The sequence below is a fragment of the Kitasatospora sp. NPDC018619 genome (genome assembly GCF_044391605.1).
Lineage (GTDB): Bacteria > Actinomycetota > Actinomycetes > Streptomycetales > Streptomycetaceae > Kitasatospora.
Genome location: NZ_JBISAI010000013.1, coordinates 124387 through 143959, shown reverse-complemented (window position 1 = coordinate 143959; position 19573 = coordinate 124387). Strand labels below are relative to the sequence as shown.

9 protein-coding genes are annotated in these 19573 nt (G+C 73.4%); 7 read left to right on the top strand and 2 right to left on the bottom strand.

Annotated elements, in window-relative coordinates; translation table 11 throughout:
• Positions 1 to 25: 25 nt before the first annotated feature.
• Entirely contained in the window at positions 26 to 1453 is a 1428-nt protein-coding gene (locus tag ACH5AR_RS21735; RefSeq protein ID WP_396303087.1) for a family 2B encapsulin nanocompartment shell protein, read from the bottom strand.
• Between the two features lie 234 nt (positions 1454 to 1687).
• Between ACH5AR_RS21735 and ACH5AR_RS21730 the strand changes: the two genes are divergently transcribed.
• On the top strand, positions 1688 to 3592 hold the full coding sequence (locus ACH5AR_RS21730) for an ABC transporter ATP-binding protein (RefSeq protein ID WP_396303086.1): 1905 nt from the start codon (positions 1688 to 1690) through the stop codon (positions 3590 to 3592).
• Complete coding sequence (locus ACH5AR_RS21725; protein WP_396303085.1) at positions 3589 to 5433, top strand: ABC transporter ATP-binding protein; 1845 nt, start codon at positions 3589 to 3591, stop codon at positions 5431 to 5433. The genes ACH5AR_RS21730 and ACH5AR_RS21725 overlap by 4 nt, the downstream gene beginning before the upstream one ends.
• Before the next feature lie 138 nt (positions 5434 to 5571).
• On the opposite strand, the gene glgP is transcribed toward ACH5AR_RS21725, so the two are convergent.
• Positions 5572 to 8241 (bottom strand): alpha-glucan family phosphorylase, encoded by a 2670-nt coding sequence (gene glgP, locus ACH5AR_RS21720; RefSeq protein WP_396303084.1) that lies wholly within the window; start codon positions 8239 to 8241, stop codon positions 5572 to 5574.
• 1044 nt (positions 8242 to 9285) lie between these two features.
• Between glgP and ACH5AR_RS21715 the strand changes: the two genes are divergently transcribed.
• The 5 genes from ACH5AR_RS21715 to pta all read left to right on the top strand — a co-directional run bounded on the left by ACH5AR_RS21715 (position 9286) and on the right by pta (position 19522).
• Complete coding sequence (locus ACH5AR_RS21715) at positions 9286 to 11238, top strand: alpha-1,4-glucan--maltose-1-phosphate maltosyltransferase (protein WP_396303207.1); 1953 nt, start codon at positions 9286 to 9288, stop codon at positions 11236 to 11238.
• Entirely contained in the window at positions 11235 to 12959 is a 1725-nt protein-coding gene (gene treS, locus ACH5AR_RS21710; protein ID WP_396303083.1) for a maltose alpha-D-glucosyltransferase, read from the top strand. Before ACH5AR_RS21715 ends, treS begins: the two co-directional genes overlap by 4 nt.
• A gap of 252 nt (positions 12960 to 13211) precedes the next feature.
• Positions 13212 to 14702, top strand: a complete 1491-nt coding sequence (locus ACH5AR_RS21705) for a phosphotransferase (RefSeq protein ID WP_396303082.1) — start codon at positions 13212 to 13214, stop codon at positions 14700 to 14702.
• Between the two features lie 61 nt (positions 14703 to 14763).
• The gene (gene glgB / locus ACH5AR_RS21700; RefSeq protein ID WP_396303081.1) at positions 14764 to 17217 is read left to right on the top strand and encodes a 1,4-alpha-glucan branching enzyme; all 2454 of its coding nucleotides are present in this window, start codon (positions 14764 to 14766) and stop codon (positions 17215 to 17217) included.
• Between the two features lie 175 nt (positions 17218 to 17392).
• A complete protein-coding gene (pta, locus tag ACH5AR_RS21695; RefSeq protein WP_396303080.1) occupies positions 17393 to 19522 on the top strand; it encodes a phosphate acetyltransferase in 2130 nt (709 codons plus the stop codon).
• Positions 19523 to 19573: the final 51 nt, after the last annotated feature.

The window sequence follows — 19573 nt, the reverse complement described above, 5'->3', positions numbered from 1 at the left end:
CGCGACGTGGTGGCCCCGGCCCGGCTCAGCTGCCCGCGCGGCCGAGCTCGACGTTCTCCAGCACACCGATCGCGTCCGGCACCAGCACCGCCGCCGAGTAGTAGGTGCTGACCAGGTAGGAGGCGATCGCCTTCTCGTCGATGCCCATGAAGCGGACGTTCAGGCCCGGCTCCACCTCGTCCGGGATGCCGACCTGGGTGAGGCCGACCACGCCCTGGTTGTCCTCGCCCACGCGCATCGCGATGAAGGAGCTGGTCTGCTGGTCGGAGACCGGGATCTTGTTGCACGAGAAGATCGGCACCCCGCGCCAGGTCGGCCGCCGCTTGCCGAGGACGTCGGCGGTGGCCGGGTAGACGCCGAGCCGGTTGCACTCCCGCTCGAAGGCGGCGATCGCCCGCGGGTGGGCGAACAGGAAGTCGGTGTCGCGGCGCATGCTCAGCAGCTCGTCCAGGTCGTCCGGGGTGGGCGCCCCGGTGCGGGTCTGGATCCGCTGGTCGAAGTCGGCGTTGGCGAGCAGGCCGAACTCCGGGTTGTTGACGAGCTCGTGCTCCTGCCGCTCGCGCAGGGCCTCGATCGTCAGCCGCAGCTGCTCCTCGGTCTGGTTCATCGGCTTGTTGTAGAGGTCGGCGACCCTCGTGTGCACCTTGAGGACGGTCTGCGCGACGCTCAGCTCGTACTCCCGCGGCCTCAGCTCGTAGTCCACGAAGGCACCGGGCAGCTCGTACTCGCCCCAGTGGCCGGCCGAGAGGTCGATCTCCGCCTCGCCGTGCTCGTTCTGCGCCTGGGCGGCGTCGGCGGCGAAGCCCAGCAGTTGCTCGCGCAGCGACTCGGAGCGGCCGATCAGGTCCTGGAGCACCGCCCAGGGCAGCGCCATCGCGACGCCGGAGGTCTTCGCCCGCACGGTGTACGGCCAGCTGCCGCCGCCCTCGGTGATCGACTCGTCGCCGATCGAGTCGCCGTCCGCGAGCGAGCCGAGGACGGTCTCCTCGCCGTACTTGCCGGTACCGATCCGGTCCACCTTGCCGTGCGCGAGCAGGTACACCTCCTCGATCGGCGCCCCCTCCTGCACCAGCACCTCACCGGCGGCGAAGTCCCGCTGGACGAAGCGGCGGGCCAGCTCGGTCAGCACCTCCTCGTCCTCGTAGCCGCGCAGCGCCGGAACCTCGGCCAGCGAGGGGGCGATCACCGTCACCGCGGAGCCGGTCTTGGCGAAGCTCACCCGGCCGCGCCCGGGCGCGTAGCTCAGCCGCCGGTTGACCCGGTAGGTGCCCGCGCTGACCTGCACCCAGGGGAGCATCCTGAGCAGCCAGCGGGAGGTGATCTCCTGCATCTGCGGCTTCGACTTGGTCGTCGTCGCCAGGTTGCGCGCCGCGGTCGTGCTGAGACTGAGCTGGGCCCGCACCTGCACGGTTGCCGAGCCGGGACCAGGCGTGGGTTCGGTGTCGACCGTCATCTGTGCGCTCCTGTCACTCACGTACCACTGAACATCCGTCAGGAGATGACATCGGCTGATCGCCGGGCGCTCGCAAGAGGCGCCCGGCGCATTCCTCCCTGCACAAACCGCGGCGCACGCCCCCCGTTCCACGCCCGCCACCGCCCAACCGGGTGGCCGGTTCTCGACGGGCGCCGCCGACAGGGGCGAAAAACCGGATGAGAAATGACGGGATCTCTGCTTACCCTCACCGCGATGGCCGAGAACACGCAGGACCCCGCGACCCCGACCCCGGAGACCTCCCGGACGGACGGACCCGGCACCGCCGGGCCCGGGCCGCGGCGCTCCACGGTCCGTTCCCTGCTGCGCCTGTGGCCGTACGCCCGGGCCGTCCGCGGCCGGCTGGCCGTCTCGGTGGCGGCGGCCACGCTCGGCATGCTGAGCACCCTCGCCGTCCCGGTGGTCCTCGGCCTGATCGTGGACGGCCCGCTCGCCGAGCACGACCTGGCCGGCCTCTGGCCGCTGGTCGGCCTGCTGCTCCTGCTCGGCCTGGTCGAGGCCGCGCTGTTCTACACCCGCCGGGTGGTGCTGGCCCGCCCGCTCGCCGGGCTGGAGACGGCGATGCGCGGGGACCTCTTCGCCAAGCTCCAACGGCTGCCGGTCGCCTTCCACGACCGTTGGGGCTCCGGCCAGCTGCTCTCCCGGGCCACCGCCGACATGTACACCATGCGGCTGTTCCTGGCCTTCCCGCTGGTCTTCCTGGTCGTCAACTCGGTGATGTTCCTGGCCGGCACGGTGGTGATGTTCACCCAGGACTGGCGGCTCGCGCTGATCGCCCTCGCCCCGGTCGTCCCGCTGTTCGTGCTCACCCGGCGGTTCGAGTCCGGCTACTCCGGCGCCAGCCGGCTCGCCCAGGACCAGAACGGCGACGTCGCCACCCTGGTCGAGGAGTCCGTCCTCGGCATCCGCATCCTCAAGGCCTTCGGCCGGCACCGGTCGATGGCGGAGCGCTTCCGCACCCAGGCCCAGGCGCTGCGCCGCACCGAGCTGCGCAAGGCGCACCTGCTCGCCAACCTCTGGGCGGTCATCGTCGGCCTGCCGGAGATCGCGCTGGCCTGCGCCCTCGCCGTCGGCTCCTACCTGGTGGCCCACGACGAGCTGAGCGCCGGCACCCTCGTCGCCTTCCTGTCCACCGCGCTCGCGCTGCGCTGGCCGGTCGAGTCCCTCGGCTGGCTGCTCGCCTACGCCAACGAGGCCGCCACCGCCACCGACCGCTTCTTCGAGGTGCTGGACGAGCCGGACACCGAGGCGGACACCCCGGAGGCGGACACCCCCGAGGCGGACGCCCCCGCCGCGGCGCCGGCCGGCGCCGGGCTCCCCGCCCCGGACGGCATCCGCTTCACCGGCGTCCGCTTCCGCTACCCGGACGCCCCCGCCGACAGCCCCGACCTGCTCGCCGGCGTCGACCTGCACGTGCGCAGCGGCGAGACGATGGCCCTGGTCGGCGCCACCGGCAGCGGCAAGACCACGCTCACCGCCCTGCTCCCCCGGCTGTACGACGCCACCGCCGGCACCATCACGCTGGACGGCCGGGACATCCGCGAGCTGCCCCGGCAGCGGCTGCGCGAACTCGTCGCCGTCGCCTTCGAGGAGCCCACCCTGTTCTCCGCCACCGTCCGGGAGAACGTCCTGATGGGCTCCCCCGGCGCCGGCGAGGAGCAGCTGCGCACCGCCCTGGCCACCGCCCAGGCGGGCTTCGTCGAGAAGCTCCCGCAGGGCGTCGACACCGAGGTCGGCGAGCAGGGGCTGAGCCTGTCCGGCGGCCAGCGCCAGCGCCTCGCGCTGGCCCGCGCGGTGGTCGGCGACCCGGCCTTCCTGGTGCTGGACGACCCGCTCTCCGCCCTGGACGTGCACACCGAGGCGCTGGTCGAGCGGGCGCTGCGCGAGGTCCTCGGCACCACCACCGCCCTGGTCGTCGCCCACCGCCCCAGCACCGTGCTGCTCGCCGACCGGGTCGCGGTGCTGGCGGACGGCCGGATCGAGGCCGTCGGCACCCACCAGGAGCTGCTGCGCGACTGCGCGCACTACCGAGAACTGATGTCGGGCGAGGCCGCCCCGGAGCCCGAGGGCCGCCTGATGCCGAACGGAGCGCGTGCATGACCACCACCGCCGAACCCGTACGGGTCGAGCCCACCGCCGCCGAGGAGGAGCTGCCCCCGCCGCCGGCCGACGAGGAGGACATCCCCGTCCCGCCGGGCGCGCCCCGGGCGCTGCTGCGCTCGCTGCTCGGCCCGCACCGGGCCCGGATCACCGTCGCGATGGTGGTGATCCTCGTCCAGCAGGCCGCCCTGCAGTCCGGCCCGCTGCTGGTCGCGCTGGCGATGGACCGCGGCATCCCGGCGCTGCGGGAGCACGACTCCGGCCCGCTGGTCGCGGTGGTCGCGGCCTACCTGTTCTGCGCGCTGCTCAGCCCGGTGCTCCAGTGGGTGTTCATCAAGATCAGCGCCCGGGTCAACCAGGACATCGTGCTGGAGCTGCGCGGGCGGATCTTCCGGCACGCCCAGCGGCTCAGCCTGGACTTCCACGAGCGCTACACCTCGGGCCGGATCATCTCCCGCGCCACCAGCGACATCGACGCGCTGCGCGAGCTGCTCTCCGAGGGCCTCCAGGAGCTGCTGACCGTCCTGCTGTCGGTCTGCTACATCTCGGTGCTGCTGCTGGCGCTCGACTGGAAGCTCGGCCTGGTCTCGCTGGCGGCGTTCCTGCCGCTGGCGCTGGTCGCCCGGTCCTTCCGGCGCCGCTCGCGCCGGGTCTACCGGCGCTCGCGCACCTCGGCCGCCTCGCTGATCGTCCGCTTCACCGAGACCATGAACGGCATCCGCCCCGTGCAGGCCTTCCGCCGGGAGAAGGCCAACGACGCCGCCTTCGCGGTGGTCAACCGGCAGTCCGCCACCGCGACGGCGGACGGCCTGCTGGAGATCGCCCGCTACGTCGGCCTCTCCCGCGCCATCGCCAACCTGTGGACGGCCGGCGTGGTGCTGCTCGGCGCCTACCTGGTCGTGGACGACGCGCTGGAGCTCGGCGTCCTCACCGCCTTCGCGCTCTACCTGCGCCGGCTCTTCGACCCGATCGACCAGCTGGCGATGTTCCTGAACAGCTACCAGTCGGCCGCCGCGGCCCTGGAGAAGATCTCCGGCCTGCTGGCCCACGAGCCGACCGTCGCCGAGCCGGCCGAGCCGGCCGAGCTGCCGGCCGCCTCGGGCAAGGGCCGCGAGGTGCGCTTCGAGGGCACCCGCTTCGCCTACCGGACGGGCAAGGAGGTGCTGCCGGCCTTCGACCTGCGGATCCCGGCCGGCCAGACGGTCGCGGTGGTCGGCGCGACGGGCGCGGGCAAGTCGACGGTCGCCAAGCTGCTGGCCCGCTTCTACGACCCGACGGACGGCCGGATCCTCCTGGACGGTGTGGACCTGCGCGACCTGGCCACCCCGGAGCTGCGGCGCGGGGTGGTGATGGTGACGCAGGAGTCCTTCCTGTTCTCCGGCACCGTCGCCGAGAACATCGCGGTCGGCCGCCCCGACGCCACCCGCGAGGAGGTCGAGCAGGCCGCCCGGGACATCGGCGCGTACGGGTTCGTCGCGGCCCTGCCGGACGGCTTCGACACCGACGTGCGCAAGCGCGGCGGGCGGATCTCGGCCGGCCAGCGCCAGCTGGTGGCCTTCGCCCGCGCGCTGCTGGCCGACCCATCGGTGCTGATCCTGGACGAGGCGACCAGCTCGCTGGACGTCCCCGGGGAGCAGGCCGTTCAGCGGGCGATGCGCACCGTGCTGGCGGGCCGCACGGCCGTGATCATCGCCCACCGGCTCTCCACCGTGGAGATCGCCGACCGTGTCCTGGTGATGGATCAGGGCCGGATCGTGGAGGATGGCTCTCCACAGGAGCTGATCGACGGCTCCGGCCGGTTCGCCGCCCTCCACCGGGCCTGGCGGGACAGCCTCGTCTAGCGGCTGCGGCCCCATGAATGTGCCCGTCCGGGTGCGCCGTCACGCACCCGGCCGGGCATTCCCCACTTCCCGGTAGTCGTACGGGCGCGGCCGCGCACCCGGTTCAGGCGCGCGGCCGCCCGCGGGCGTACCGAGGGCTCAGCGCAGCAGCCCGGCGTCCATCCCGGCCGACTCGGCCGGCAGGGCGACCAGCCCCAGCTCGGCCGGCGAGGCCAGCCGCGGGTGCGCGGGCAGCACCCGGACGGTGTAGCCGAACGGGCCGGTCCGGCAGAGCTCCAGCGAGCCCTCGTAGCGGGTGCGGCCGTCCAGGTCCGGGCCGCCGACCGGCTTGAGGGCCAGCAGGCAGGCGTCCGAGATCCGGTCCCGCTCGTCCACCCGGCCGGAGACGGCCTGCACCTCGACGTCGCCCGGCCGCAGCGTCCCGAGCGCGACCTGCACCCGCAGCGCCAGCGAGCTGCCGAGCTCCTGCGCCTCGGTCGGGCAGTCCGCCTCGACGTGCTCCACCCGGACGGCCGGCCAGGCCTCGCGGACCTTCGCCTTCCACTCCGCCAGCTCGCGCGCGCCGCGGCCCTGCTGCCCGGCCAGCTCCCGCTGGGCCTGCGCCGCCGGGGCGTACAGCCGTTCGACGTACTCCCGGACCATCCGCCCGGCCAGCACCTTGGGCCCGAGGGTGACCAGGGTGTGCCGGACCATCGCGATCCACTGCTGCGGCAGCCCGTCCGCGTCCCGGTCGTAGAACCGGGCGGCGACCTGGTTCTCGATCAGGTCGTAGAGCGCGGCCGCCTCGATGTCGTCGCGCCGCTCGGCCTCGCCGCTGTCCGGATCGAGCACCCGGCCGCCCTCGTCGGCGGTGGGGATCGCCCAGCCGTTGCGGCCGTCGAACCACTCGTCCCACCAGCCGTCCAGCACGGACAGGTTGAGGCAGCCGTTGAGCGCGGCCTTCATCCCGGAGGTGCCGCAGGCCTCCAGCGGGCGCAGCGGGTTGTTCAGCCAGACGTCGCAGCCCGGGTAGAGCCGCTGGGCCATCGCCATGTCGTAGTCCGGCAGGAAGACGATCCGGTGCCGCACCGCCGGGTCGTCGGCGAAGGCGACCATCTGCTGGATCAGCCGCTTGCCGCCGTCGTCGGCCGGGTGGGCCTTGCCGGCGACCACGATCTGCACCGGCCGGGTGGGGTGCAGCAGCAGCGCGCGCAGCCGCTCCGGGTCGCGCAGCATCAGGGTGAGCCGCTTGTACGAGGGCACCCGGCGGGCGAAGCCGATGGTGAGCACGTCGGGGTCGAGCACCGAGGAGACCCAGCCGAGCTCGGCCTCGCCGGCGCCGCGCCGGCGCCAGGAGGCGTGCAGCCGGCGGCGGGCCTCCTCCACCAGCTGGGCCCGCAGCGCGCGCCGCAGCTCCCAGACCTCGGTGTTGCCGATCCGCTCCAGGCCCGTCCAGCGCTTGGTCTCGCCGGTGGTCATCGCCTCCTCGGCGCGCTCGGCACCGAGTTCGGCGGCGCCGAGCCGGACCACCGCCGGATCGATCCAGGTGGCGGCGTGCACGCCGTTGGTGACGGAGGTGATCGGCACCTCGACGGCGTCGAAGCCGGGCCACAGGCCGTTGAACATCGAGCGGCTGACCTCGCCGTGCAGGGTGGAGACCCCGTTGGCGCGCTGGGCCAGCCGCAGGCCCATGGCGGCCATGTTGAAGAGCTTCGGATCCCCGTCGGGCCAGCTCTCGGCGCCGAGCGCGAGCACCTGGTCGACCGGGACGCCGGGCATCGCGGCGTCCCCGCCGAAGTGCCGGGCGACCAGCTCGCGGTCGAAGCGGTCGATGCCGGCCGGGACGGGCGTGTGGGTGGTGAAGAGGGTGCCGGCCCGGACGGCCTCCAGGGCGGCGGCGAAGTCGAGGCCCGTCCGGTCGTCGGCGACCAGTTCGCGGATGCGTTCGACGCCGAGGAAGCCGGCGTGGCCCTCGTTGGTGTGGAAGACGTCGGGGGCGGGGTGCCCGGTGAGCCGGCAGTAGGCGCGCACCGCCCGGACCCCGCCGATGCCGAGCAGCATCTCCTGGAGCAGCCGGTGCTCGCTGCCGCCGCCGTACAGCCGGTCGGTGACGTCCCGCTCGGCGGGCGAGTTGGCCTCGATGTCGGAGTCGAGCAGCAGCAGCGGGACCCGCCCGACCTGGGCCTTCCAGACGTGGGCGGCCAGGGTGCGGCCGCCGGGCAGGGCGAGGTCGACCCGGCAGGGGGTGCCGTCGGCCTCCCGCAGCAGGCTGACCGCCAGTTCGTCCGGGTCGAGCAGCGGATAGCGCTCCTGCTGCCAGCCGTCCCGGCTCAGGGACTGGCGGAAGTAGCCGTGCCGGTAGAACAGGCCGACGCCGACCACCGGCACGCCGAGATCGCTGGCGGCCTTGAGGTGGTCGCCGGCCAGGATGCCGAGGCCGCCGGAGTACTGGGGCAGCGCGGCGGCGATGCCGTACTCGGGCGAGAAGTAGGCGATCGCGGCGGGGAGCGGGGCGGCGTCGTCGGACTGCTGCCGGGCCTGGTACCAGCGGGGGCCGGTCAGGTACTCGCGCAGGTCGTCGGCGAGGTCGCCGAGTCTGCGCAGGAAGCGCCGGTCGGTGGCGAGCGCGGCCAGCCGGGCGGCCGGGACGTCCCCGAGCAGGCGCACCGGGTCCTCGCCGGTCGCGGCCCAGACCTCCGGGTCCACGGACCGGAAGAGGTCCCTGGTCTCGGGGTGCCAGGACCAGCGCAGGTTGAGGGCCAGCTCGTGCAACGGCTGGAGTTGTTCGGGCAGGACGGTGCGGACGGTGAATCTGCGGATTGCCTTCACGGCGTGAAGCGTAGCCGCGGCGGCCGGCCCCACAGTGCGTCAAGTGGGCTATTGGGCATCCGTTCGGCCTATTGATGAGATCGCATTCGGCGCATTGGTCTGCACGGGGGGCGCGCGAGGCGCACATTTCGGGGGCCCGCGCTACCAATACGTGAACTCTTCGGTACGGGTTCATTTCCGGCGGCGGATCCCCCCGGGAGAAGGCTCGAAACTGCTGTCGTACCGCTGCGAAAACCTTGTCGGCAGTGCGAGGATGACCGAAGGTCGTTGATGCTGTGGGGAGTGCGACGACGGGTGGCGTCCCCCGCGAAGCAGCACGTCCGAATCCTTTTCGCGTTGGCTGTTCCCGCCCTTCTTAGCCCATTCGGCGCTCACCGCGCTCGGACGCGTGTCCTCGCGCCCGGTCCGCTCGTTCACGGGTGGACCGGGTCGGCCGGGGGCGCGCCCCGCGGAGGCGTGCGCCGGGACGCACACGGGCTCCGGGGCGTCCCACCGCCGGCTCGGCGGGCGCCGGGCAGGTTGCCGGGAACAGCGGCGCGGGCAGGCTTCCGGTCGCACGTCCTCCCCACCCAGCAGTCCTCCGGTACTCCCCCGGCCCGCCCAGGCCCGCGGGGAGCTGCCGCCGATCTCGGGCAGGAGCTTGGCATGCACGGCGACACGCGGGACCAGTCCACACCGGTGGCCGAAGGCCCCGACGCAGCGGTCGCGGAATCCGCCGGCCGGATGGATTCTGACACTCGGACAGATCCGGCGATGCCGGCGCCGAGGGCGTCGGGCACCGTCCGTACCGGATCCTCCGAATCCGAGGCCTCCGCGGCGCCCCGACACCCCGGGGGCGAGGAGGAGCGGACGGCGGCACCCCGCAGGCGCACCACCACCACGCGCCGCACCACCGCCGCCACCCCGAAGGCCGCGAGCCCGCGGACCGACGCCGAGCAGGGCGCCGCCGGGTCCGCGGCCCCGAAGGCCCCGGCCACCAGGGCGACCACCCGGAAGCCCGCCGCTCGCAAGCCCGCCGCCCGCAAGACGACAGAGAGCGACACCGTGATCGGCCGCATCCCCGTCCTGGACGTCAGTCCCCAGATCGACGCCGGCCGCCGCCCGGCCAAGGCCGTCGTCGGCGAGACCTTCGCCGTCACCGCGACGGTCTTCCGCGAGGGCCACGACGCCGTCAACGCCAACGTGGTGCTGCGCGACCCGCGCGGCCGCAGCGGCCCGTGGACGCCGATGCGCGAACTGGCCGAGGGCACCGACCGCTGGGGGGCGCACGTCACGCCGACCGCGCCCGGCCGCTGGTCGTACCTGGTGGAGGCGTGGAGCGACCCGATCGCCACCTGGCGCAGGACCGCCTCGGTCAAGCTGCCCGCGGGGATCGACACCGCACTGGTCCTGGAGGAGGGCGCCCGGCTGCTGGAGCAGGCCGCGCGCGGCGTGCCCAAGAAGGAGGGCCGCGCCGACGTGCTGGCCGCCGCCGACGCGCTGCGCGACCCGTCCCTGCCGCCGCTGTCCCGGCTGGCCGCCGCGCTCGCCCCCGAGGTGCTCGACGCGCTGGCCCGCCACCCGCTGCGCGAGCTGCTCACCGCCTCCCGCCCGCTGCCGCTCCAGGTGGACCGCGAGCGCGCGCTGTTCGGCTCCTGGTACGAGTTCTTCCCCCGGTCGGAGGGCGCCGTGGTGGACCCGACCGGCGTCGAGCCGCCGCGGTCGGGCACCCTGCGCACCGCCGCCGAACGGCTGCCCGCCGTCGCCGCGATGGGCTTCGACGTGGTCTACCTGCCGCCCGTCCACCCGATCGGGCGAGCCTTCCGCAAGGGCCCGGACAACACCCTGACGGCCGGTCCGCACGACGTCGGCTCGCCCTGGGCGATCGGCTCCCCCGAGGGCGGCCACGACGCCGTCCACCCGGACCTGGGCACCCTGGAGGACTTCGACCACTTCGTCGCCGAGGCGCAGGCGCTGCACCTGGAGGTGGCGCTGGACTTCGCCCTCCAGTGCTCGCCGGACCACCCCTGGGTGAACAAGCACCCGGAATGGTTCAGCCACCGCGCGGACGGCACCATCGCGTACGCCGAGAATCCGCCGAAGAAGTACCAGGACATCTATCCGATCAACTTCGACCAGGACATGGACGGAATCGTCAAGGAAACCATCCGGATCCTTCGGTTCTGGATGGCCCGCGGCGTCCGGATCTTCCGCGTCGACAACCCGCACACCAAGCCGGTGGTGTTCTGGGAGAAGGTGCTCGCCGACGTCGCCCGGACCGACCCCGACGTGGTGTTCCTGGCCGAGGCCTTCACCCGGCCGGCGATGATGCACACCCTGGCGAAGATCGGTTTCCACCAGTCGTACACGTACTTCACCTGGCGCACCACCAAGCAGGAACTCACCGACTACCTCACCGAGCTCACCGGTGACGCCGCCTACATGCGGCCCAACTTCTTCGCCAACACCCCGGACATCCTCCACGCGTACCTCCAGCACGGCGGCCGGGCCGCCTTCGCGGTCCGCGCGGTGCTCGCCGCCACCCTCTCCCCCAGCTACGGCGTCTACGCCGGCTACGAGCTGTACGAGAACGAGCCGGCCCACCCGGGCTCCGAGGAGTACCTGCACTCGGAGAAGTACGAACTGCGCCCGCGCGACTGGAGCCGCACCGACACCCTGGCCCCGCTGCTGACCGTGCTGAACCGGCTGCGCCGCCGCCACCCCGCCCTCCAGCAGCTGCGCGACCTGCGCTTCCACCCCACCGACAACGACCAGGTGATCGCCTACTCCAAGACCGCGACCACCCCCGAGGGGCTCACCGACCAGGTCATCACCGTGGTGAACCTCGACCCGCACCACGTCCAGGAGGCCACCGTCACGCTGGACGGCGACGGCCCGTACGCGGTGCACGACGAGCTCACCGGCGCCGTCTACACCTGGGGCCGGCACAACTACGTCCGGCTCGATCCCTCAGCCGAGCCGGCTCACCTCCTCACGGTTCGGAGGAACCCAGCGTGACAGTGAACGAGCCCGTCCCCGACACCTTCCCCGAGACCTCGAAGAAGAAGCTCGACCCCCAGTGGTTCAAGCGTGCGGTCTTCTACGAGGTGCTCGTGCGGTCCTTCCAGGACAGCAACGGCGACGGGGTCGGGGACCTCAAGGGGCTCACGGCCAAGCTCGACTACCTCCAGTGGCTCGGGATCGACTGCCTCTGGCTCCCCCCGTTCTTCGCCTCCCCGCTGCGCGACGGCGGCTACGACGTGTCCGACTACACCTCGGTGCTGCCGGAGTTCGGCGACCTCGCCGACTTCATGGAGTTCGTCGACGCCGCGCACGCCCGCGGCATGCGCATCATCATCGACTTCGTCATGAACCACACCAGCGACCAGCACCCGTGGTTCCAGGCCTCCCGGTCCGACCCGGACGGGCCGTACGGCGACTTCTACATGTGGGCCGACGACGACAAGCAGTACCCGGACGCCCGGATCATCTTCGTCGACACCGAGACGTCCAACTGGACGTACGACCCCGTCCGCAAGCAGTACTTCTGGCACCGCTTCTTCTCGCACCAGCCCGACCTCAACTACGACAACCCCCGGGTCCAGGACGAGATGATCGCCGGGCTGCGGTTCTGGCTCGACCTCGGCATCGACGGCTTCCGGCTGGACGCGGTGCCGTACCTGTTCGCCCGCGAGGGCACCAACTGCGAGAACCTCCCGGAGACCCACGAGTTCCTCAAGCGGGTCCGCAAGGAGATCGACGCCAACTACCCCGACACCGTGCTGCTCGCCGAGGCCAACCAGTGGCCGGAGGACGTCGTCGACTACTTCGGCGACTTCGCCTCCGGCGGCGACGAGTGCCACATGGCGTTCCACTTCCCGGTGATGCCGCGGATCTTCATGGCGGTGCGCCGCGAGTCCCGCTACCCGGTGTCGGAGATCCTCGCCAAGACCCCGCAGATCCCGGGCGGCTGCCAGTGGGGCATCTTCCTGCGCAACCACGACGAGCTGACCCTGGAGATGGTCACCGACGAGGAGCGCGACTACATGTACGCGGAGTACGCCAAGGACCCGCGGATGCGCGCCAACGTGGGCATCCGCCGCCGGCTGGCCCCGCTGCTGGAGAACGACCGCAACCAGATCGAGCTGTTCACCGCCCTGCTGCTCTCCCTGCCCGGCTCGCCGGTGCTCTACTACGGGGACGAGATCGGCATGGGCGACAACATCTGGCTCGGCGACCGGGACGGCGTGCGCACCCCGATGCAGTGGACCCCGGACCGCAACGCGGGTTTCTCCTCGGCCGACCCGGGCAGGCTCAGTCTGCCGCCCATCATGGACCCGGTGTACGGCTACCAGGTGACCAACGTCGAAGCGCAGCAGAGCAGTTCGAGTTCGCTGCTGCACTGGACGCGTCGCATGATCGAGATCCGCAAGCTCAATCCGGCGTTCGGCCTCGGCAGCTACGCCGAACTGCCCTCCAGCAACCCCGCCGTGCTGGCCTTCGTACGCGAGTACGAGGGGGACCTGGTCATGTGCGTGAACAACTTCTCGCGGTTCGCGCAGCCGACCGAGCTGGACCTGCGGCAGTACGGCGGGCGGTACCCGGTCGAGCTGATCGGCGGGGTGCGCTTCCCGTCGATCGGCGAGTGGCCCTACCTGCTCACCCTGGCCGGGCACGGCTTCTACTGGTTCCAGCTCCGGCAGCCCCCGCGCCTGAGCGGGACCAGGCGATCGAAGTAACGATCCGCCACACCTGGCACAGCAGCCGTGAACAGCACCACCAGACCCTCCGGGGGCGCGATTCGAACGCCGGCGCCCCCGGAGTTCTCTGCACCACCGCGTACGGAGAACAGCCCAACGGCCACCCACACGAAGGCGTGACACCCGAGCCCCGCTCGCGTGCCGCGACCGCCGCGCCGCCGCAATCCGGAAGACTGACGGACCCGGCCACGACCCGTCGGGCCGTCCGCGCGCTTCCGGGGAAAGGGAGCCATGTCCGAAACCTCCCGTTCTCAAGCCGACCTCCGGGGCGACGCCCCCACCGGTTCCGCCCCCGCGGCGGGCCCCCGGGGCACCGGGGTCCGGAGAACCGCCCTGGGCGTCAGCGAACTCGTCCAAGCCGCCCTGCCCCTGATCGCCTCGTGGCTGCCCACCCAGCGCTGGTACGCCGGCAAGGGGCGGCCCATCACCGCCCTGATCCCGGTGGTCGGCACCCCGCTCCAGGTCGGCGACCCGGCCCTGCTCCACCTGCTGCTGCGGGTCGAGCACGCCAGCACGGCCGGCGCCCCGCACGGCGACATCTACCAGCTGCTGCTCGGCATCCGCTCGGGCGGGGTCCGGGACATCGGGCCCGCCGCCGTGCTCGGGCGGCTCAGCCAGGGCCCGTACGACGGCGCGACCCTCTACGACGCGGTGCACGACCCGGAGCTCACCGGGCGGCTCCTGGAGCACCTGGCCACCGGGGACCGCTTCGGCGCGCTGTCCTTCCGCCGCACCCCCGGCTCCGGGCTGCCCGCCAACCTCCCCGGCCGCGCCTCCACCGCCGAGCAGTCCAACAGCTCGGTCATCTACGGCACCTCGTACATCCTCAAGCTGTTCCGCCGCGTCCACCCCGGCACCAACCCGGACCTCGAACTCTCGCTCGCCCTCTCCCGGGCCGGCTCCACCCGCATCCCCCGGGTCGCCGCCTGGTTCGAGAGCCGGATGGAGCGGGCCGAGCCCGCCACCCTCGGACTGCTCCAGCGCTACCTGCCGGACGCCGAGGACGGCTGGGAGCTCGCCCTCGACCAGGTCGGCCGGCTCAAGGGGGACCGCGCCCCGGGCAACTTCGCCATCGAGGCGCACCGGCTCGGCCGGGCCACCGCCGAGGTGCACCGGGTACTGGCCCGCTCGATGCCGGTCGCCCGGCTCGACCGCACCCAGACCGGGCGGCTGGCCGGCGCCATGGCCGACCGGCTGGACAGCGCCGTCGCCGCCGTCCCCGGGCTGCTGCGCTTCCGGGCCGCGCTGCGCGCCGCCTTCCAGCAGCTCGCCGACGCCCACCCGGACGGCCTGCCGGTCCAGCGCATCCACGGCGACCTGCACCTCGGCCAGGCGATGCGCACCCCGCACGGCTGGGTGCTGCTGGACTTCGAGGGCGAGCCGGCCAAGTCCGTCAACGAGCGCCGCGAGCCGCAGCCGGCCCTGCGCGACGTCGCCGCGATGCTGCGCTCCTTCGACTACGCCGCCGCCCACCTGCTGGCCGGCGGCCCCGTCGACCCGGAACTGGCCCACCTCGCCGCCGCCTGGGCCCAGCGCAACCGCACCGCCTACTGCGCCGGCTACACCGCGGGCGGCGGCGCGGACCCGGCCGCCTCCCCGGAGCTGATGCGGGCGCTGGAGATCGACAAGGCGGTGTACGAGGTGGTGTACGAGGCCCGGCACCGGCCGAGCTGGCTGCCGATCCCGCTGGCCGCGATCAACCGGCTGGCCCTGTCCGTCTGACCCCCCGCTCCCTGTCCCGCCCGCAGGAGTTCACCCACCCCGCCGCAGGAGGAACCCCGCCGTGACGCCGATCGACCCGACCGGCCGCCCCACCCGCCCCGTGCCGGCCACCTTCCTGGCCGGACCGCTCCCCGCCGAGGGGCGGGCCGCCGAAGGCCGCGCCGGCCGCGAGCGCGAGGCGCCCCGGGCGGCCGAGGAGGAAGCGGGGGGCGCCGGATCGGAGTCCCCGGCCGGCCGCCCGCCCGCCGCCCGTCCCGCCGTCGGGGAGCCCGCCGCCGGGGGGCCCCGGGGGGCCGACCGCCCGGCCCCCACCGGGGCGCTGCGGCTGCCCGAGGCGCCGCTGCCGCCCGCCGAGGTGGACCGGCTGGTCGGCGGGCAGCACCACGACCCGCACGCGCTGCTCGGCGCGCACCCGGTAAACGGCGGCACGGCGATCCGGGTGCTGCGCCCGTTCGCCGAGCGGGTGGTCGTCGAGACCGCCCACGGGCCGGCCGAACTCACCCACCAGCAGGGCGGGTTGTTCACCGGCCTGGTGGCCGGCGGCGAGCCCCCCGAGTACACCCTGCTGGTGACGTACCCCGGCGGCGAGCCGCTGCGCCAGCACGACGGCTACCGCATCCCGCCCACCCTCGGCGAGCTCGACCTGCACCTGATCTCCGAGGGCCGGCACGAGCAGCTGTGGCGGGCGCTCGGCTCGCACGTGCGCACCGTCGACGGGGTGCGCGGCACCGCCTTCGCGGTCTGGGCGCCGAACGCCGTCGGCGTTCGGCTGATCGGCGACTTCAACCACTGGGACGGCACCGGGCACCCGATGCGCTCGCTGGGCTCCTCCGGGGTCTGGGAGCTGTTCGTCCCCGGCCTGGCCGAGGGCGCCACCTACAAGTACGAGATCCACACCCGGCAGGGCTGGGTGCTGGACAAGGCCGACCCGCTGGCCCGGGCCGCCCAGTGCCCGCCCGGCACCGCCTCGGTGGTCACCTCCTCCGGCCACGTCTGGCAGGACGGCGAGTGGATGGCCCGCCGGGCCCGCACCGCGCACCACCGGGCGCCGATGTCGGTCTACGAGCTGCACCTGCCGTCCTGGCGCCCGGACCTCACCAGCTACCGCGCCATCGCCGAGGAACTGCCGCGCTACCTCCGGGACCTGAACTTCACCCACGTGGAGCTCATGCCGGTGATGGAGCACCCCTTCGGCGGCTCCTGGGGCTACCAGGTGTCCGGCTACTACGCCCCCACCGCCCGGCTCGGCGGCCCGGACGACTTCCGGTACCTGGTGGACACCCTGCACCGGCACGGCATCGGCGTGATCGTCGACTGGGTGCCCGCGCACTTCCCCAAGGACGACTTCGCGCTCGCCCGCTTCGACGGCGAGCCGCTGTACGAGCCGGCCGACCCGCTGCGCGCCGAGCACCCGGACTGGGGGACGCTGGAGTTCGACTACGGCCGCAAGGAGGTGCGCAACTTCCTCGTCGCCAACGCGGTGTACTGGTGCGAGGAGTTCCACGTCGACGGCCTGCGGGTGGACGCCGTCGCCTCGATGCTCTACCTCGACTACTCCCGCGAGGGCGGCGCCTGGACGCCCAACCGGTTCGGCGGCCGGGAGAACCTGGACGCGGCCGCCTTCCTCCAGGAGATGAACGCCACCGTCTACCGGCGCTGCCCGGGCGTGGTGACCGTCGCCGAGGAGTCCACCGCCTGGGACGGCGTCACCCGCCCCACCGACGCCGGCGGGCTCGGCTTCGGGCTGAAGTGGAACATGGGCTGGATGCACGACTCGCTGGTCTACATGTCCAAGGAGCCGGTGCACCGCAAGTACCACCACAACGAGATCACCTTCTCGATGGTGTACGCCTTCTCGGAGAACTACGTCCTGCCGATCTCGCACGACGAGGTGGTGCACGGCAAGCAGGCGCTGGTCTCCAAGATGCCCGGCGACTGGTGGCAGCAGCGCGCCAACCACCGCGCCTACCTCGGCTTCATGTGGTCGCACCCGGGCAAGCAGCTGCTCTTCATGGGGCAGGAGTTCGCCCAGGGCGCGGAGTGGGACCACGAGCAGGGCCCGCAGTGGTGGGTGCTCGACGAGCAGTGGCCGGCCCACCGGGACCACCTCGGGGTGCGCCGCCTCGTCCGCGACCTCAACCGGCACTACCTCGACACCCCGGCACTGTGGGAGCTGGACACCGTGCCGGAGGGCTTCCGCTGGCTCGACGGCGGCGCCGCCGAGGACAACCTGCTCTCCTACGTCCGGTACGCGGCCGACGGCTCGCCGCTCGTCGCCGTCTGCAACTTCTCGCCGGTCGTCCGGCACGGCCACCGGGTCGGCCTGCCCCGGCTGGCGGGCCGCGAGCAGCTGTGGGAGGAGGTGCTGAACACCGACGCCGAGCAGTACGGCGGCAGCGGCGTCGGCAACTCCCGCCCGGTCAAGGCCGAGGCGGTGGAGTGGGACGGCCAGCCCCGCTCCGCCGAACTCGTCCTCCCCCCGCTCGCCACCGTCTGGCTCCGCCCCGCCCGCTGAGGCCCCGCGCGCCGAGGGCCGGGGGCCCGCTCCGCGGGGCGGGCCCCCGGAGGACCTCCGGAAGGACCTCCGACCCTTGTCCGGAGGCGGCCGTTCTGCTCGCGGACGGCCGTTCGGGGTGCGAAGGTATGGTCGATATGACCACTTTCCGAGACGACGGGACGGAGACACCCACGTGGCGCGCAGCGTGTACGTGACCGGCATCGACCGGGGGGACGGCCGGCAGGCGGTCGAACTCGGGGTCATGGAACTGCTCACCCGCCAGGTGGACCGGGTCGGGGTGTTCCGCCCGCTGGTGCACGCCTCCGAGCCCGGCCGCCCGGGCACGGACCACGTGGTCGAGCTGCTGCGTGACCGCTACCGGATCGACCTGCCGAGCACCGAGCTGTACGGCCTCAGCTACGAGGAGGCCGCCGCGCTCCAGGCCGCCCAGGGGCAGGACGAGCTGGTCTCCGCCCTCGTCGACCGCTTCCACGCCCTGGAGCGGCGCTGCCAGGCCGTCCTGGTCCTCGGCACCGACTTCGCCGACACCAGCATCCCGGACGAGCTGGCCTTCAACGCCCGGCTGGCCAACGAGTTCGGCGCCGCCGTGCTGCCGGTGGTCGGCGGCCACGGCGGGGACGCCGAGACGGTCGTCGCCGAGGTGCGCAACGCCCACCGGGCGTACACCGACCTCGGCTGCGAGACCCTGGCGATGATCGCCAACCGGGTCGCCCCCGGCGCCAAGCAGCGCATCCAGCGCACCCTGACCGAGAAGCTGCCGATCCCCGCCTACGTCATCCCGGAGGAGCCGGCCCTGGCCGCGCCCACCGTCGCGCAGCTGGTCGAGGCGACCGGCGCCGAGGTGCTGGTCGGGGACGCCGCCGGGCTCGCCCGGGACGTGCGCGGCTACGTCTTCGGCGGCGCCATGCTGCCCACCTTCCTGGACGCGCTGACCGAGGGCGCCCTGGTGGTCACCCCCGGGGACCGCGCCGACCTGGTGGTCGGCTCACTGGCCGCGCACGCCGCCGGCGCCCCGCCGATCGCGGGCGTGCTGCTGACCCTCGGCCAGCACCCCGGCCCCAACGTGATGGCGCTGGCCGCCCGGCTCGCCCCCGGCACCCCGGTCGCCGTCGTCCCCGAGGGCAGCTGGCCCACCGCCGCCCACCTGACCCACCTGGAGGGCAAGCTCGGCTCGGCCAGCCCCCGGAAGGCCGAGATCGCCCTCGGCCTGTTCGAACTGCACGTCGACACCGCCGAGTTGACCAACCTGATCGAGGTCGGCCGGTCCGAGCGGGTCACCCCGATGATGTTCGAGCACGAGCTGCTGGAGCGCGCCCGGGGCGCCCGCCGGCACGTCGTGCTCCCGGAGGGCACCGAGGAGCGGGTGCTGCGCGCCGCCGAGATCCTGCTGCGCCGCAACATCTGCGACCTCACCCTCCTCGGCGACGCGGACGCCGTCCGCCGCAAGGCCGCGGCCCTGAGCATCGACCTGCCCGCGGAGGAGCCGGGCGCCGACCGCGCCCAGGTGCGGATCGTCGACCCGGCCACCAGCCCGCTGCGCCGCCAGTTCGCCGAGCTGTACGCGAAGCTGCGCGCCCACAAGGGGATGACCGTCGAGCTCGCCCTGGACGTGGTCGCCGACGTCTCGTACTTCGGCACCCTGATGGTCCAGGAGGGCATCGCGGACGGCATGGTCTCCGGCGCGGCGCACTCCACCGCCGCCACCATCCGGCCCGCCTTCGAGGTGATCAAGACCTCGCCCGGCGCCGCGATCGTCTCCTCGGTGTTCTTCATGTGCCTGGCCGACCGGGTGCTGGTGTACGGCGACTGCGCGGTCAACCCCGACCCGGACGCCCAGCAGCTGGCCGACATCGCCATCCAGTCGGCCGCCACCGCCGCCCAGTTCGGGGTGGAGCCGAGGGTCGCGATGCTCTCGTACTCGACCGGCACCTCCGGCTCCGGCGCGGACGTCGACAAGGTCCGCAAGGCCACCGAGCTGGTCCGCGAGCTGCGCCCGGACATCCTGGTCGAGGGCCCGATCCAGTACGACGCGGCGGTGGACGCCCGCGTCGCGGCAACCAAGCTGCCGGGCTCGCCGGTGGCGGGCCGCGCCACCGTGCTGATCTTCCCGGACCTCAACACCGGCAACAACACCTACAAGGCCGTCCAGCGATCGGCCGGCGCGGTCGCGGTGGGCCCGGTGCTCCAGGGGCTGCGCAAGCCCGTCAACGACCTTTCCCGCGGGGCGCTGGTGCAGGACATCGTCAACACCGTCGCGATCACCGCCATCCAGTCCCAGGACCACAAGGAGGCGCAGGCGTGAACGAGCGAACCACCACCGGGCGCGGATCCCGCGGCGCGGCCGCCGGGCGCG